Source organism: Bacteroides sp. MSB163, from assembly GCF_036416795.1.
Taxonomy (GTDB): Bacteria; Bacteroidota; Bacteroidia; order Bacteroidales; family Bacteroidaceae; genus Bacteroides; species Bacteroides maternus.
In genome coordinates this window covers 661581-677103 of the sequence record NZ_CP143867.1, presented here as the reverse complement: position 1 = coordinate 677103, position 15523 = coordinate 661581, and the positions used below count along the sequence as shown (strand labels likewise).

Here is a 15523-nt window from a genome sequence, read left to right as displayed (position 1 = left end):
CGATATTGTATGCGGAAACTCTGTATAGTCATAGGAATGCTTTGGTTGTGTGTCACCAGTTGTGGTGATTCCTACGAATCGAGCATTCCTTCCGTTACTTTTAATTTTTCATGTAGTCTTTCACAGTCTCCTTATTATAAGATTACGACTCCCGGTCAGTTTCTGAAGATAGAGAAGAATGTAAATGGACTGCCGGTGGGCTATGCGGGATTGATTATCGGGCAGAGTGTTTTCTCAGAGGGGAATACTTATGTTGCTTATGATGCAGCTTGTCCGGTGGAGGCCAGTCGCAGTGTTTCGGTAGAGTTGGTGGAAGACGGACTGGGGACGGCAAAATGCCCCAAGTGTCATACTGAGTATAATTTGAGTAGTGGTGGATTTCCTAAAGGGGAAGGTACAGAGTATCTGAAACATTATAAAGTCACTGTGTCCGGCACTTCTTTGCAAGTGAGGAACTAATAAAACTGTAACATTTTCTATGTAAAAAATTTGGCTGTAACGGGGAAACTCCTTATCTTTGCACGCGTTCTACAAAAAAGACCTGCGGAAATAGCTCAGTTGGTAGAGCATAACCTTGCCAAGGTTAGGGTCGCGAGTTCGAGTCTCGTTTTCCGCTCTCCTTTATAGGATGCTCGAATGGTGGAATGGTAGACACGAAGGACTTAAAATCCTTTGGCCATTGCGGCTGTGCGGGTTCAAGTCCCGCTTCGAGTACTTGATTAAGCTCTGTAAATCAATGATTTGCGGAGCTTTTTCTTTTAGGTACTTTAGTTATTTCTAATGCTTAATTCTTATATTTTACTTGGTTTTTGATATGATTTATGTGATTCATGTAAACCAATATGTAAACCGAAAAATGAGATGAAAGCAACGGTTAATGTCTTGTGTTACAAGTCAAAGCCGATGAGTACTTTTCTTTTTCGTCAAAAAAGAGATTGGAAATCTTAAACATCTTGCTGCAAAAGGATTATATTTGCAATATAATATACATCATCATCTATGTACTTTAAGAAAATTATGGCTGCAACCCTTGCTGTAACTGCGCTTGCCGGACAGGCACAGGAGAAAACTTTTAGCATTATTCCCGAACCGGTGGAGATCACTATAACCGGACAGGGAGAGTATTTGATTCAACGTAATACGGTCATTCGTATGTCAGAACCGGTGTTGGCATTTTCGGCTACCTATCTGGCTGATTATATGGATCGTTATCTCGGCATACCTTTACAAACGGAAATCCCAAAGCCTGGAAAATCCCGAAAGAAAACTTTAACACTTCCAAAGTCAGGTGAACAACCTTGTATCGTTCTGATAAACCAAAAGAATAGAGGAATTTCAGGAGGCTATCAGTTGGAAATTACCCCTGGAGGTGGTGTACGTGTCGAAGGAAATGACAAGGCGGGTGTATTCTATGGTATTCAGACGCTTATACAATTATTACCCACTCGTGCAGGTGTACTGCCTATCCTTCCGACCGTGAAAATTATCGACTATCCACGTTTCTCTTATCGTGGTATGCATCTAGATGTGGTACGCCATTTCTTCCCCGTAGATTTCATCAAAAAGTATATCGATTATCTTGCTTTGCATAAACTTAATTACTTCCATTGGCATCTGACGGACGACCAGGCTTGGCGTGTTGAAATGAAATGCCGGCCGGAACTGACCGAGAAAGGCTCCGTTCGTGAAGGGGAAATCTTCGGACTTTATCCGGGAAAATATCAGCCGTTGCCTTATGGCGGATATTATACCCACGAAGATATACGTGAGATAGTGCGCTATGCCGCCGAACGTCACATCACGGTGATACCCGAAATAGATATCCCTGGTCATTGTATGGCAGTGCTTGCCACCTATCCGCAATTCAGTACTACGCCGGACGAACCGAAGAAGGCGGCTCTGACGTGGGGTATCTTCAATAAGTTCAATAACGTACTGGCGCCCAAACCGGAAGTTTTTGACTTTCTGAAAGATGTGTTTTCCGAATTGTGTGACTTGTTCCCCGGTCAATACATCCATGTGGGCGGTGACGAATGTGCCAAGCGTTGGTGGCAGGAGTCGGAAGAAACGCAGCAATTCATGCGCGAACATGAACTGAAAGATGAGAAAGCATTGCAAAGTTACTTCGTTCATTATGTGCAAGATGTGGTGAATGGTAAAGGAAAGACGCTTATCGGTTGGGATGAAATTCTTGAAGGAGGCATTTCGGAAGATTGCATCGTGATGAACTGGCGCCGTCCGGAATTCGGAAAGAAGGCGTTGAAGACGAATCACCGCACAATATCCACCTGCTCTGCCTGGTCGTACTTCAATCTGAAAGAGAGCCGTACCCAACCGGAAATTGGTCCGCGCGGTCCGTTGCCTTTGGAGAAAGTATATGCTTTTCAGATTGTGCCCGATTCGCTGACCGTGCAACAACAGAAACTTGTCTGGGGAGCACAGGGATGCTTATGGACTGAATACATTCCTACTACCTGGAAAGCGGAGTTTGCCGTTTTTCCACGCATGTCGGCACTGGCGGAAAATGTCTGGTCGCCTTTGGAGAAGAAGAACTGGGAAAACTTCGCCCGTAAAGTAGAGATGCAGTGTGAACGTTATGAACTTTGGGGAGCGCGCTATTCCGAAGCATTCTTCCGTACGCAAGACGTGGAACGAAAAAGATAACAGAAATAACGGTCGGTGTGCAGTACTTTTCATTTTTTTGCATTTAATAGAAAAAACACTATACAAATCATTATGAAGTACTTGCTTAGTTTCCTTGCAGGGGTGTTATTAACTACCTCTTTGTATGCCCAAAGTGCAGGTGATAAAAGATCCTCTTTTTCTGTTCATGCCGGACCGTCATGGTATTTGGGACAAATGATGGGAATCACCGACAGATCGGATGTCTATCGCAGTGATTTACGAAAAGGAGTGGCTTGGGATGTCAGCTATCTGGCGCAAGTTGCCGGACGGAAGTTGAAGTTCGGGGTGGGAGCCCTGTATCAGGGAAGTTCCTATAAGAATACGCACGACACCGGGGCGGACAAGATTCTGATGCACTATATGGCGCCGGAGGTATCTTTGACGATGGTGAAGAAGCATTATCAACTTCAGTTGGCAGGTGGAATAGGCTATCAGTTTTATAAGGATAAGAGTAAGGTGTATGGCAAGCCGCGGAATGTTTCGATGGATAAATTTGCAGGTAACCTGGCCCTCTCGGGCGAGTATTTCCTGACGAACCATTGGGGAGCTTCGGCCCGCCTGAACTGGTTGGCATTCAGTTCGGAAACTTACTCGGTGAAGTATCATGATGAGAAGTGGAATGTGGAAAATCCGAAAACCGGTACCGGTTATTTCGGTCAGTTATCTTTAGTCTTCGGTTTAAACTATCATTTTTGAGTGCTATGAAAAAGTTGTTATTTCTGTGCCTGCTGGTTCTCTGTTGTGCCTGCGAGGAAGATAAGTCGGTGGATCCGACACTGATGCCCGAAGCTACGACGACGGGGCAAAATACGTTAGGTTGTTTGATAGACGGCTGGGTGTATGCTTCCGGACGGTTTGGAAAGCCGGATGTCAGTACTTACGATGAAGAAGGTAATCACTATGTTACGATTGTTGCGGAAGTCGGTGTTTTCAGTTCTTTGCATTTTACGCTTGTGAATCCACGGCAGGGGGCTGTCTGTACTTATATCAATGCCAGTTTTGATAGCGAAAAACTGGAAAATGGCGAGGCATATATCACCCGTATGAATGGAACGATTATCAGTGGAACGTTCAGTGGCGGGAATGTAACAGAGGGACGCTTTGATATAAGATATAGTGAAGAGTCCGAAGGAGGAGAAGTTATCTATTAATAAAAAAACTGCCCGTTCGGAATTATCTTCCGGCGGGCAGTCTTTTTTCACTTCGTTTTCTTTTCAGTCTTATAAAGCCTTTCGGTTACTGATAACACGCATGGCGGCAGTGTACTGCTGACAAGGTACAGACACGTGAATGCCATTACCTTTGTCCTCTGTTGAAGCGGTGATGTAAGCTGACTTTAGCAATTGCTTCACACTTTCCACTTCCCAGGGGCTACCTGCGAAAACGTTAATTTGAGAAATCTTTCTACTTGTAATCATGTGCTTTAAACTTTTTAGTTGTACTTTCCGGTCGCAAATGTAAGTGGTTTGCGGGAAACCGAATAGCTCAAATCGATCAAAAAGTAACATAAAAGGTGCAAACGATTTAGAAGTAGCTTATTCCTCATATTTTTTTCTTATTTTGTATCGTTCTTCCGGATTTCCACACGACGGATCTTTCCACTGATGGTTTTCGGCAGTTCATCTACAAATTCAATCACACGCGGATATTTGTAAGGAGCTGTCACTTTCTTCACATGATTTTGCAATTCCTTGATAAGCTCTTCACTTTCTTTCCCTTTATATTCTTTAGCCAGTACGATGGTAGCTTTCACTACTTGACCGCGGATTTCATCAGGTACGCCTGTGATGGCACATTCTATTACGGCAGGGTGCGTCATCAGGGCACTTTCCACTTCGAAGGGACCGATACGGTAACCGGAACTCTTGATCACATCGTCGGCACGGCCTACAAACCAGAGATAGCCGTCCTCATCTTTCCAGGCAACGTCTCCCGTATAGTAGATATCGTTGTTCCAAGCTTCGTGTGTACGTTCCGGATCGCGGTAATACTCTTTGAACAATCCCAACGGTTTGCCTTTGTCCGTACGGATTACGATTTGTCCCTGTTCACCGGCTTCTACGGAACGGCCGTCATTGTCTATCAGGTCTACATCGTATTGTGGATTAGGCAATCCCATACTTCCCGGTTTCGGTTCCATCCAAGGCATGGTAGCGATGGTCAGTGTGGTTTCAGTCTGTCCGAATCCTTCCATCAGTTTAATGCCTGTCAGTTTCTTGAAGGTCTCAAATACAGCTGGGTTCAGAGCTTCGCCGGCGATGGTACAATATTGCAGTGATGAGAGATTGTACTTTGTCAGATCTTCGTGAATGAGGAAACGGAAGATGGTGGGAGGTGCACAGAGAGAAGTTACATGATAATCCTGTATCTTCTCCAGGATGGCGGCAGGGGTAAATTTCTCGTGATCATATACAAATATATTTGCTCCGGCAATCCATTGTCCGTAAAGTTTGCCCCACACAGCTTTCCCCCAACCGGTATCGGCGATGGTGAGATGCAGGCTGTTTTCCGTCAGGTTATGCCAGAAACTACCGGTAACGATATGTCCCAACGGATATGTAAAGTCATGGGCAACCATTTTCGGTTCACCGGTGGTTCCGCTGGTGAAGTACATCAGTGAGATATCTTCATTCGTATTCGGATGTTCCGGCTTCACGAAAGGTGCGGCATTTTCGATCCCTTTGTGGAAATCATCGAATCCTTCGGCTACTTCGGGACCTACACTGACTAGTTTCTTCACGCTGGGGGAATCCGGCATGGCAGCTACAATATGATCCGTGATAACCGATTCTCCTGCACAAACAATCATCTTGATGTCCGCAGCGTTACAGCGGTACACGATATCTTTCTTTGTCAGCAAGTGAGTGGCGGGAATGACGACGGCACCGAGTTTATGTAAAGCTATAATGCTGAACCAGAATTCAAAACGACGTTTCAATATTAACATTACCATGTCACCATGACCGATGCCGATGCTTTGGAAATACGAGGCGGTCATGTCCGTATAACGTTTCATGTCGGCAAACGTAAATTGCCGGTGTTCCCCCTTATCATTAGTCCATAACAATGCAGGTTTGTCGGGTTGTTCGGCAGCCCAGGCGTCTACTACATCGTATCCGAAGTTGAAGTCTTCCGGTACGTTTATTTTAAAGTTTTTGATAAAGTCCTCTTGTGTAGTGAAAGAGGTTTGTGATAAAAATCTTTCTACCATGATTTTAGGAATTAAGAATGAAGAATTTTGCTGCGCCGTACAAGTATGCCGCATGGCAATTCTTCATTCTTTATTTTTCATTCTTCATTTAATGATTACATTATTATTGCCAGGAATCGTACCGTTTTTCCGTCCAGTGCTTTCATGCCATGCGGCAATTTGGAATTGAAGTACAGGCTGTCTCCTTCGTTTAGTATAAGCTCTTTGCCATCGATGCTTATCATCATGCGCCCTTCAAGTACAAGGGTGAATTCTTGTCCGGCATGGCTGTTATAGTGTATCGGTTCGCTCTCCGGTTTCGGTTCTACGGTTACTACAAACGGATCAGCACTACGATTCATGAAGCCTGCGGCAAGTGATTGGTATTTGTAGGCTTTGGTACGTTCAATGCTGGTACCTTTTCCGGCACGGGTAAGGAAGTAAGAACTCATTTTCGGTTCTTCGCCAAACATCAGTGCATCTAATGAGACTCCGTATCTGCGTGCAATCTTTTGCAGCATGCTGACAGAAATATCAAATTCTCCAGACTCTGCGAGGCGGTATTCTTCAGCGGAGATGTCACATTCACGGGCAATGTCTTCAGCGGTCAGCTCCAGTACATCACGAAGCCCGCGAAGGCGTTCTGCTATTTGCTTAATTTGTTCGTCCATGTGGTTGTTTATTTAATGAATTAATTGTTAGTCTTATTGCTTACTCGCTTTGATAGCATTGATGATGGCGGATGTATAGCCGTCATGTTCCAGTTCATTGATACCTTTGATGGTAATACCGCCGGGGGTACATACTTTATCGATTTCTACGCTGGGATGCGTATCATTATTCAGTATCAGTTCGGCTGCTCCCTTTACGGATTGAGCCACCATTCTCATAGCATCTTTGGGATAAACACCCATTTCTATACCGGCTTGCATGGCAGCCTGGATGTATTTTAACACATAAGCGATTCCGCAGGAAGCCATGGAAGTGCAGGCTGCGAATTTTTCCTCGGGAATCAGCATGGCAAGTCCCATCTGATTGAAAATATCCAGCATCAGTTGTTCTTGTTCTTTGGTCGCATTACGACTGGCAATCAGTGTCATACTTTCCATCTCGCTGATGGCGGTGTTAGGAATAATGCGGAACATGGTCATTTCCGGTTCGGGTACGTAGTGAGCCAGCTCTTCAAAGTTGATGCCTGCAGCAACAGAAATGATAATTTGTTTGCTTTTCAGTTTCAGTTCGCGCAGCACACCTTTGATAAGCCACGGTTTTACAGCGAGTATGATGAATTCGGCGCCGATGATGGCTTCCTGATTGTCATGGGTGATTTGTAAAGCAGGAAACTCCGCTTGCAGTTCATCCAACTTTCCTTGTGAGGGATTAGACACTATGATATCCGAGGCGGGGATAATACTTCCCTTTGCCAATCCACGGGCTATAGAGCCGCCCATGTTTCCTGCTCCGATAATTGCTGTTCTCATATCATTCTGTTATTAAAAGGGTTGTCGATGGGCAAAGGTAGATATTTTTTAGTCGATATATGAAACAGTTTAAACGTTTTTTGCTGAATACTCTGCAAAATGCAAGCTTTATTTGTTTAATATAGAAGATAATGAGTATATTAGTTCAACTAAAGATGATAGATTATGTCTGAAAAAGAAATGAATTCCTATCAGGACAAATAGCTAAATCCTTTTGATATGACAGATATTGTGGATTGTAAATTACGGATACATTTTTTATCAATTTTTCCTTTTTAATATAAACCTTTTTTGTAATTTTGTGCTTGTTGAGAATGGAAAGCGTTGCATTCTGATTTATTTGTTAGATAAAAAATAAGAAGCGTTGTGCTTCATCTTGTAGTCGAAAACCTAGGAAATTTTCAAAACTACACAAGATGTTGGTGCAGTGGTTCTCTCGCTTATGCGTGGGATTGCTGTCTGTCGTCTGTGTAGTTGGGTTTTCCTAGGACCTTCGGCTACAGATGAAAGTATGCAGTTCCACGTTTCGTTGTATAATAAGCTTAGCAGTCTTAGGAGGAATTGGAGAAGACGCACTTGAAACATAATGAAAACATAGACATCTTTCTACAGAATACTTGCATTTTACAGGTGGAATAACCACCTAATATCGAGAATATCCATTTAAAAATATAAAAAGATGAGAACTAAATATATCCTTCTTCTGTCTATTACAGCGTTCATTTTTTGTTGTGCTTCTTGTAGAAGTAGTCAGAATATTCCACGGAAGATAGATAATCACTCAATCGTTCCAGACAGTCAAGTTGTAGTCTTATTAGGTGACACAATATGTCAGTTTGTTTACAGTCCAACAGAAGTGATAGGGTATAAGATGCGTCCCCAAAAAGCAGAACAGGATACATTGATTGCCCAGTACGCCATAGATTATAAAATTGGTGAGCTTGCTGCATCCTATTATTCTATCCTACAGTTTTTTTTGCAAGATATCTTGAATTATGATCTGAGTGGGAGTATAGTTAAAACTCCTTTTGAACCTAATATAGCGATAAAATTTGTCGATGAAAATAAGGAGGAGCTGTACTTGCTTGTAGCATTTAATGGTAATCAATTAGCTTTTGTGAAAGATGATAAGGTCTATTGTCGACAGCAGTATGTACATGCCCGCTATTTAGTGAAATTCGCTTTAGGACTTCTTCCTGACAATGAATATTTAAAAACTCTTTTAAAGCTCCCATGATTATGAAACTACAGAAAAATGTTTTTTTATTAATCTTATGTTTGGTTCTAGTTAATATTCCGCTCAGAGCACAGACATTTCATGCTATTCTTTTCGGTGACACTAATGATGAATCTATAGGTAATACTGTGAAGTTGGATATCGAACGGATAAGTTGTATGCTTGCAGAGGCTCAAGCAGCTTTGCAAAATAAAATTTCATTTGAATATGATGTTAATGTTGCTAATCGCTGTTCGCCTCAGAATTTACGCAATGTTTTGAGTCGTCTTCAATGTGGAAAAGATGATGTGGTTTTTCTTTATTATAGTGGTCATGGTGCCCGTTCTTTGCATGATACTTCAAAATATCCTCAAATGAGTTTGGGTGCCCATTATGAGAATGAACTTATTTCAGCAGAAGGTACGTTCAATGTTATTAAGAGAAAATGCCCGAGACTTTGTATCATGATAACGGATTGCTGCAATTCTTACAGTGAAAATCTTTCACCCAAACTGGAATTAAGTAAAAGTGCCCCCTGTATAAATAGAAAGGTTGAAACGAATTATGAAGATTTGTTTATGAAGAAATCAGGTGCCATGATTATCACAAGTAGTAAAGCGGGTGAAACATCAGCATGCAATTTAAAGATTGGCGGATTTCTGACGTATGGTTACTTGACTGTTATGGCTGAAGCTAATAAGCAAAATATTTCAGATTGGAATAATATATTGGAGGTTACTCGGGATGCCACCATTGAGTTGTCCGGAAACAAGCAGCATCCAGTCTTTGACGTTTCTGTGTCTGATGCAGTCGTGTCCCAAACGAGTGTGTCGGCAAATGAGTCTGTAGTAGATGAATCGACCAATACAACGGTGATTCATGGAGCGGATGTGTCGGCAAATACACAGAATCAGGTATTGGAAGGATTGCGGCAGTTAATAGATACGAATATAGCTGCCCCTCAACGTATCGCAATGGTCACCCCTATTCTAAACAAGTATTTTTCTAATGCAAATGCTATTGTAGAAATACTGGGTAGGAACTGTAAAACCATTGTAGCAAGAGAGACAGCCAGAAACTTTTTGGAAAGGTTGAGTACAGAATATTATTTGATAAATTTCAATGTACTATCTTTCACTCAAGACAATAATGGGAAGATTACTTCCTTGAGAATTAATGAGGTTTATAAGAAATAGATTTTATACGATTATGAAAAAGATTATATTAGTTACTATCGTTGCAATCTTTCAGATGTGCGTTTCGATGGGGTATGCACAAACCAATGATTTATCGGAAGAAGATTTGGAAATGTTTAAAGAGGAGGTGCGAAATCGAATTAATACTTATCAGATGTACTTGTCGTTCATCGGGAGCAAGAAGAATGATAATGCTACGAAGGCGGTTTATATGAAGCAGGCATTAAAACTATTTATGGGAGAGGGAAATAATTATCAGGATATTTATAATAATATTCAGCCTGCTGTACGTACTCAAGTTTCTTCAAAAGCGCGTAATACAAAGAAATGGATACAGACAAAGACTTATCTGAGGAACTTGACTAATCTAAGTTACTCAGAAGTACAGATAACCCAAGCTGACGTATGCTATGTCTCTGATTTCTACAAAGTCAGAGATGGCTTATACAAAGCTGCGGTGACAATCAAGCAGAAATTTGTAGGAATGAGGGATGAAAAAGTGATTTATGAAGACATCACGGAAAAGACAATTAATGTATATCTTCAGCAAGAAATCACGAGCGTTGGCAATCAATATGTGATATTGTTAGGCGACAGTGAAGTATTGGATACCTATTAATAAAAAGTGTATGAGACGAAAAATCGCATTATCAATTTGTATCTTGTTTGGTTGTCTGTATATGACGTATGGGCAATTGATGAATAACCAGTCTTTCAATGAAACATTTCGTTATCGTGTAAAACAGATGGATGAATTTATGAAACGTTTTAATGGAATGGAGAGTATCCCTCTGGCTTTGGAAGATTCTTTGATACGGCGTACAAATATGCTGTATCTTTTTGACAGTGAACTGTTCCTAAATACCTCGGATTCTATGAAAAATGCGGCTTTTGAGTTTATAGAGGCTGCTGTTAAGGATTCTATTTCTTTACATTATACAGATTCTACGTGGACGGCTGAGGTATTATGCCATTGCCACTATAAGGGCAAAGAAGAAAAAATAACTTTGCTTTTAAAGCCCGAGCGAGTGGAAGTATATGTATATCGCTGGGTGATTGTCGGTGCAAAAGGTAAAATCCTGGATTTGGAGCCATTGAAACGAAATCATGGGTTAGATATTCAACCGGATAATCATGAAGTGGGTTTTATTGACCTATCTAAAATAGCAGCAATAGGTAATGAGAATATTCTGAATTATTCAGAAAAGAATTATTTGCCGGACGCTTTGTCTGTCTTTTATGCTCTAATTTATTCCGGACAGTTCACATTGGATGTTGTAGAAAAAACGAAATTTCATCTATTGCAAGTTCCGGGATATACGTTTACTGTGGAGCGTGTTGAACGTGAGGGGAATAACACAGGATGGCTGATTTCGTCTTTTAAACGGGTAGACGGAAATAAGAGAAATAACTGTAGTAAGGAATTATATAGATAAGGTAGTTATGAGGAAATATTTAATCTTTATAGCCTGTCTGCTATTGACGAACGTGTTGATGGCGCAGAATGAATTAACTATTGAACAAAGAGAAAAAGCAGAAACGTGTGTTGAACGCTATTTCAAAATGTTAGCCCGCTATGCAAATCATCCGATGGGAGCAGAAGCGGCAGAATTGCGAACGGATATTATTATGATGTGTGAGAATAAATTCCAAACTCCGGTTTATAATGATTTGTATTCATTTAAAGATATTCTGAATAAATCCACAGCTTGCAATATTGATGATTATTTATTGCAATTTGGTATTCTGGAAGATAAGAACAGCTATACTTTCAAGATTAGCTATGACTCAATTATTTGTCATCCAGTGTCTGTTCCTACTTATACGGATAATTATGAGTACGATAATGTATTTGTCTATGTAAATAAGCGTATTGAAGGCGGTGGCAAGAATATAAAGATTAAAAATGTGATTCGGTTGAATCTTGAAAAAGAAGAAATCGCATATATTGAAAAAGCAGAATTTGACACTAATGATAAAGATATTGAGTTCTTGTTGAAACATTCCTTGGGTTACAGTCCTTCAAAACTTAATGAAGTTGCCAGTCGGTGTTATAAAGAGAAGAAGTATAAATCGGCTCTTTTGTTGTTTGAGCAGAGTGCTATTCGTGATGATATGAATTCTCAATATGCGTTAGCGAATATGTTGTTTTTGCGTCAAGGATGCGAAGAGTATGGAGGACGAGCTACGCATTATATGGCACAATTTTGGGCAAAGAAGATGTATTTTAAAAGAAATACCGGAGTACAAGATTCAGATTATGAACTCTTGAATGGACTTATGCAAAAACTATCTATGACAAAATTCTCATCAGATTCGGAAGAAGCTCCTTTTAATCATGGGCTCATGAAATATAAAGAGGGGGATAAATATGGGTTTATGCGTAAGGATGGAGAAATAGAAATACCGCCTCAATATACTTTTGCCTTTCCTTTTTCTGAAGGATTGGCTTGTGTTAAGCTGAATGGAAAATTTGGCTATATTGATATTAAGGGAAAGGTTGTAATCCCCTTTAAATTTGACGAAGCATCGTCTTTTGTAAATGGTGTGGCTTCGGTTTTCAATGAAAAGGAGGATAAGATGAAAGAAGCTTTCTTGATAAATAAGTCTGGGAAAATGGTCTCTGATATATATGACTATATTGGAATGTGGGATTCGAAAGGGCAATTGCTGACACCTGTTAAGCAAGGAGAAGGGTGGGGTTTTATGAATCATGACGGCATTGTGAAAGTCCCTTTTATTTATGAGAATTATACCAGATCAAGATCTGTATTGGTGAATTCTTTGGATTTGAATTATTGTTGGGTGAAGAAAGATGGTAAATATGGATTTTATAATATAACTTCAGAAAATGCCAAAATGGTTGTTCCATGCAAGTATTTATCTACCAGAAGTTTTAGCTTTGGACTGGCTGCTGTTACTGAAGATGGCCATAAATGGTTTTATATAGACTATAAAGGCAATAAGGTGTGTGGTGACTATGCTGCTGTTGGTAACTTTCGCAGTGATGGTATGGCATTTGTGAAATTAGACGGAAGTTCAAATATTGGCTATTTTATCAATTCCAAAGGTGAGATAATACTTGTATGTGAAGAACATGAACATAAAATTTATAACTTGCGAAGATATAATGGCAATCAGAAATAAAGAATCCGAGTGCATATCAAAGGTATGATAGTTGAAGAAGTTGGAAAATGGACAACCCTGTCGGTGAAAAATACTCATAGACAGGGTTGCATTTTCTTTTGCTGATTATTAATCTGTATGTCTTGCGGGTAGCAAGATGGTGAGAGTGCCTTATGCTAATGCTTTTCTGAAACGTTCGAGGAAGAGATTGGCTTCTTCCATGCTGAGGCAGAGGGGTGGAAGCAGGCGGAGTACATTTGTACCGCTGACACCGGTAAATACATGTTGCTCTTTTAACAGTTTCAGACGAAGTTCCTTTATCGGTTCTTCAAATTCAAGACCGATCATCAGACCACGTCCGCGCACTTCTTTGATCTGCGGGAACTTCTTCAACTCCGTCATCAGATACTCACCTACCTTGGCTGCATTTTCAATCAGATTCTCCTGACCTATTACGTCCAAGACAGCAAGCGCTGCGCTGCATGCCAGATGATTACCGCCGAAAGTAGTGCCCAACTGTCCGTAAACCGGAGTGAACATCGGACTGATAAGTACACCAGCCATTGGGAAACCGTTACCGATGCCTTTGGCTACAGTGATAATATCTGCTTTGATACCGTTGTATTGATGAGCGAAGAACTTACCGCTGCGGCCATAACCGCTTTGAATTTCGTCCAGAACCAATATCGTATTATGAGCTGTACAAGCTTCACGCAAAGCCTGCATGAATTCATCTGTCGGCAATTGAATACCGCCCACACCTTGAATTCCTTCGATAATCACTGCGCAAACATCATCTTTTGCCAGTTCGTTTTTCATAGCTTCAATATCGTTCAGCGGAAGGTAAGTGACATGTCCGCAGTCATTAATAGGAGCTATGATTTTGGGATTATTAGTCACTTCCACGGCAAGTGAAGTACGTCCGTGGAATGCCTTGTTGAAGGAAACCACACGTGTACGTCCGTTGTAGAACGAAGCGAGTTTCAAAGCATTTTCGTTGGCTTCTGCACCGCTGTTAATCAGGAATAAGGAGTAGTCATCATAACCACATGCTTTTCCCAGACGTTCAGCAACCTGTTCCTGTAGCTTGTTAATCACAGAGTTGGAATAAAATCCCAACGTGGCAACTTGGTTGCTGATCATCTCCACGTAATGCGGATGTGCATGACCGATGGAGATAACAGCATGTCCGCCGTAGAGATCGAGGTACTCAGTACCGTTCTCGTCCCACACGTGGCAGCCTTTTCCCTTGACAATGTTGATGTCAAAAAGGGGATATACGTCGAATAAGTTCATTTCTTTAATTCTAAATTACAAAATACAAATTACTTAGAAGGCGCTGGGCTTCAATCGTAAGCCGACGGTTTCTTCTAAATTGAACATCAGATTCATGTTGTGTACCGCCTGACCACTGGCACCTTTCAGCAGGTTATCGATGCAGGAGATGATAAGTAGCTTATCACCGTGCTTTTCCAAATGCAGAAGACATTTGTTGGTGTTCACTACTTGTTTCAGGTCGATGTTCTTTTCTACGATATGCACGAAAGAGTCTTTGGCATAATATTCTTCGTACATACGGACTATTTCATCCAGTGCAATTTTAGTTTTTACTACGATGGTAGCAAAAATACCACGTGCGAAATCACCGCGGTAAGGGATAAAGTCAATATCCGCATCAAAACTGTTCTGCAATTGCTTCAGGGATTGCTTGATTTCGGGTACATGCTGGTGATCGAATGCTTTGTAAACGCTCATGTTGTTGTTGCGCCAACTGAAGTGACTGGTTGATCCCGGTTTTACACCTGCTCCGGTGGAACCGGTAATGGCATTCACCATGATGTCATTGTTCAGCATCAGATGTTTGGCAAGGGGGAGCAATCCCAATTGGATACAAGTGGCAAAGCAGCCCGGATTAGCCACATGTTTTGCTTTGCAGGTAGCGCGGCGGTTCAATTCCGGCAAACCGTAGATAAAGTCATGTTCCGGAGAAGCGATGCGGTAGTCCATAGAAAGGTCGATAATCTTCAACTCCTCGGGAAGGTTGTGACTCTCCATGAACTTCTTCGTGTCGCCATGGGCGGTACAGAAGAATAACACGTCAATTTCGTCCAGAGGTAACTCGTCGGTGAAGACAAGGTCCGTTTCGCCGTACAATCCTTCATGTACGTCGGTAATTTTGTTTCCGGCGTTACTTGAGCTGTTGATGAATACGATTTCCGCTTCCGGATGATTGATCAGCAAACGAATTAATTCACCTGCCGTATATCCGGCTCCGCCGATGATTCCTACTTTAATCATGTTAGTTTATACTATATTCTTTTATCTGTTATACAAGTTCTTTTCCTCGGGAACAATAAGCCACATTATAAGGTATACGGGGATACCGGCAAATACGGTAAAAAACGTCAATAACGCATAGCCGATACGTACAAGTGAAGGGTCGAGTCCGAAATAAGCGGCCAATCCTCCGCAGACACCGGCAAGCATTCTGTCGCTGCGTGAGCGGGTAAGTTTTTTGTTATTATTATCCATAAATTCTTTTTTTAATGAAGAATGATGAATGAAGAATTTTGCTGCGCTGTGCAAGTATGCCGCATGGCAATTCTTCATTCTTCATTTTTAGTTCTTC

At 41.3% G+C, this 15523-nt stretch carries 16 protein-coding genes and 2 tRNA genes; 11 read left to right on the top strand and 7 right to left on the bottom strand.

Annotated features, from left to right (window positions below):
- Nucleotides 1–9: 9 nt before the first annotated feature.
- The 6 genes from VYM24_RS02370 (at nt 10) to VYM24_RS02345 (ending at nt 3836) form a co-directional block, all read left to right on the top strand.
- A complete protein-coding gene (locus VYM24_RS02370) occupies nt 10–459 on the top strand; it encodes a Rieske (2Fe-2S) protein (RefSeq protein WP_291550235.1) in 450 nt (149 codons plus the stop codon).
- Between the two features lie 84 nt (nt 460–543).
- A tRNA-Gly gene (locus VYM24_RS02365) sits at nt 544–616 on the top strand.
- A gap of 14 nt (nt 617–630) precedes the next feature.
- Nucleotides 631–714 (top strand) — tRNA-Leu (locus VYM24_RS02360).
- Between the two features lie 303 nt (nt 715–1017).
- Nucleotides 1018–2664, top strand: coding sequence for a beta-N-acetylhexosaminidase (locus VYM24_RS02355; RefSeq protein ID WP_291550234.1), 1647 nt, complete (start codon nt 1018–1020; stop codon nt 2662–2664).
- A 72-nt stretch (nt 2665–2736) separates the two neighbouring features.
- Nucleotides 2737–3381, top strand: coding sequence for a hypothetical protein (locus VYM24_RS02350; protein ID WP_330941360.1), 645 nt, complete (start codon nt 2737–2739; stop codon nt 3379–3381).
- A 5-nt stretch (nt 3382–3386) separates the two neighbouring features.
- Nucleotides 3387–3836 (top strand): Riean_0653 family protein, encoded by a 450-nt coding sequence (locus VYM24_RS02345; RefSeq protein ID WP_291550232.1) that lies wholly within the window; start codon nt 3387–3389, stop codon nt 3834–3836.
- A 69-nt stretch (nt 3837–3905) separates the two neighbouring features.
- Here the strand turns inward: VYM24_RS02345 and VYM24_RS02340 are convergent, their stop codons facing one another.
- The 4 genes from VYM24_RS02340 to proC all read right to left on the bottom strand — a co-directional run bounded on the left by VYM24_RS02340 (nt 3906) and on the right by proC (nt 7356).
- Entirely contained in the window at nt 3906–4103 is a 198-nt protein-coding gene (locus tag VYM24_RS02340; protein ID WP_025725744.1) for a DUF2007-related protein, read from the bottom strand.
- Between the two features lie 137 nt (nt 4104–4240).
- On the bottom strand, nt 4241–5896 hold the full coding sequence (locus VYM24_RS02335; protein ID WP_291550231.1) for an AMP-binding protein: 1656 nt from the start codon (nt 5894–5896) through the stop codon (nt 4241–4243).
- A gap of 95 nt (nt 5897–5991) precedes the next feature.
- On the bottom strand, nt 5992–6546 hold the full coding sequence (locus VYM24_RS02330) for a helix-turn-helix domain-containing protein (RefSeq protein WP_224320768.1): 555 nt from the start codon (nt 6544–6546) through the stop codon (nt 5992–5994).
- A gap of 33 nt (nt 6547–6579) precedes the next feature.
- Entirely contained in the window at nt 6580–7356 is a 777-nt protein-coding gene (gene proC / locus VYM24_RS02325) for a pyrroline-5-carboxylate reductase (RefSeq protein WP_025725745.1), read from the bottom strand.
- Between the two features lie 679 nt (nt 7357–8035).
- Between proC and VYM24_RS02320 the strand changes: the two genes are divergently transcribed.
- From VYM24_RS02320 to VYM24_RS02300, 5 genes are read left to right on the top strand one after another with little or no spacing between them, the layout of a single operon-like run.
- A complete protein-coding gene (locus VYM24_RS02320; RefSeq protein WP_330941359.1) occupies nt 8036–8593 on the top strand; it encodes a hypothetical protein in 558 nt (185 codons plus the stop codon).
- A gap of 2 nt (nt 8594–8595) precedes the next feature.
- On the top strand, nt 8596–9768 hold the full coding sequence (locus VYM24_RS02315; RefSeq protein ID WP_291550230.1) for a caspase family protein: 1173 nt from the start codon (nt 8596–8598) through the stop codon (nt 9766–9768).
- Between the two features lie 13 nt (nt 9769–9781).
- Nucleotides 9782–10387: a hypothetical protein gene (locus VYM24_RS02310; protein ID WP_224320765.1), complete on the top strand. Its 606-nt coding sequence runs from the start codon at nt 9782–9784 to the stop codon at nt 10385–10387.
- A 10-nt stretch (nt 10388–10397) separates the two neighbouring features.
- Complete coding sequence (locus VYM24_RS02305) at nt 10398–11204, top strand: hypothetical protein (protein ID WP_330941358.1); 807 nt, start codon at nt 10398–10400, stop codon at nt 11202–11204.
- A 58-nt stretch (nt 11205–11262) separates the two neighbouring features.
- Complete coding sequence (locus VYM24_RS02300; RefSeq protein WP_330941357.1) at nt 11263–12915, top strand: WG repeat-containing protein; 1653 nt, start codon at nt 11263–11265, stop codon at nt 12913–12915.
- 150 nt (nt 12916–13065) lie between these two features.
- Here VYM24_RS02300 and VYM24_RS02295 read toward each other — a convergent pair whose 3' ends face one another.
- Genes VYM24_RS02295 through VYM24_RS02285 form a run of 3 tightly spaced genes read right to left on the bottom strand, consistent with a single transcriptional unit; the run spans nt 13066 to nt 15426 of the window.
- Entirely contained in the window at nt 13066–14190 is a 1125-nt protein-coding gene (locus tag VYM24_RS02295; protein ID WP_291550225.1) for an aspartate aminotransferase family protein, read from the bottom strand.
- Between the two features lie 33 nt (nt 14191–14223).
- Complete coding sequence (gene argC, locus VYM24_RS02290) at nt 14224–15192, bottom strand: N-acetyl-gamma-glutamyl-phosphate reductase (RefSeq protein ID WP_291550224.1); 969 nt, start codon at nt 15190–15192, stop codon at nt 14224–14226.
- A gap of 21 nt (nt 15193–15213) precedes the next feature.
- Nucleotides 15214–15426, bottom strand: a complete 213-nt coding sequence (locus VYM24_RS02285) for a PspC domain-containing protein (protein ID WP_007210577.1) — start codon at nt 15424–15426, stop codon at nt 15214–15216.
- Nucleotides 15427–15523: the final 97 nt, after the last annotated feature.

What these genes read in the sequence shown, in the direction of transcription:
- proC (WP_025725745.1), bottom strand. Translation starts at nt 7,356, where the DNA reads ATGAGAACAGCAATTATCGGAGCAGGAAACATGGGCGGCTCTATAGCC.
- argC (WP_291550224.1), bottom strand. Translation starts at nt 15,192, where the DNA reads ATGATTAAAGTAGGAATCATCGGCGGAGCCGGATATACGGCAGGTGAA.
- VYM24_RS02305 (WP_330941358.1), top strand. Translation starts at nt 10,398, where the DNA reads ATGAGACGAAAAATCGCATTATCAATTTGTATCTTGTTTGGTTGTCTG.
- VYM24_RS02285 (WP_007210577.1), bottom strand. Translation starts at nt 15,426, where the DNA reads ATGGATAATAATAACAAAAAACTTACCCGCTCACGCAGCGACAGAATG.
- VYM24_RS02295 (WP_291550225.1), bottom strand. Translation starts at nt 14,190, where the DNA reads ATGAACTTATTCGACGTATATCCCCTTTTTGACATCAACATTGTCAAG.
- VYM24_RS02335 (WP_291550231.1), bottom strand. Translation starts at nt 5,896, where the DNA reads ATGGTAGAAAGATTTTTATCACAAACCTCTTTCACTACACAAGAGGAC.
- VYM24_RS02320 (WP_330941359.1), top strand. Translation starts at nt 8,036, where the DNA reads ATGAGAACTAAATATATCCTTCTTCTGTCTATTACAGCGTTCATTTTT.
- VYM24_RS02340 (WP_025725744.1), bottom strand. Translation starts at nt 4,103, where the DNA reads ATGATTACAAGTAGAAAGATTTCTCAAATTAACGTTTTCGCAGGTAGC.
- VYM24_RS02370 (WP_291550235.1), top strand. Translation starts at nt 10, where the DNA reads ATGCGGAAACTCTGTATAGTCATAGGAATGCTTTGGTTGTGTGTCACC.
- VYM24_RS02315 (WP_291550230.1), top strand. Translation starts at nt 8,596, where the DNA reads ATGAAACTACAGAAAAATGTTTTTTTATTAATCTTATGTTTGGTTCTA.
- VYM24_RS02300 (WP_330941357.1), top strand. Translation starts at nt 11,263, where the DNA reads ATGGCGCAGAATGAATTAACTATTGAACAAAGAGAAAAAGCAGAAACG.
- VYM24_RS02350 (WP_330941360.1), top strand. Translation starts at nt 2,737, where the DNA reads ATGAAGTACTTGCTTAGTTTCCTTGCAGGGGTGTTATTAACTACCTCT.
- VYM24_RS02310 (WP_224320765.1), top strand. Translation starts at nt 9,782, where the DNA reads ATGAAAAAGATTATATTAGTTACTATCGTTGCAATCTTTCAGATGTGC.
- VYM24_RS02355 (WP_291550234.1), top strand. Translation starts at nt 1,018, where the DNA reads ATGGCTGCAACCCTTGCTGTAACTGCGCTTGCCGGACAGGCACAGGAG.
- VYM24_RS02345 (WP_291550232.1), top strand. Translation starts at nt 3,387, where the DNA reads ATGAAAAAGTTGTTATTTCTGTGCCTGCTGGTTCTCTGTTGTGCCTGC.
- VYM24_RS02330 (WP_224320768.1), bottom strand. Translation starts at nt 6,546, where the DNA reads ATGGACGAACAAATTAAGCAAATAGCAGAACGCCTTCGCGGGCTTCGT.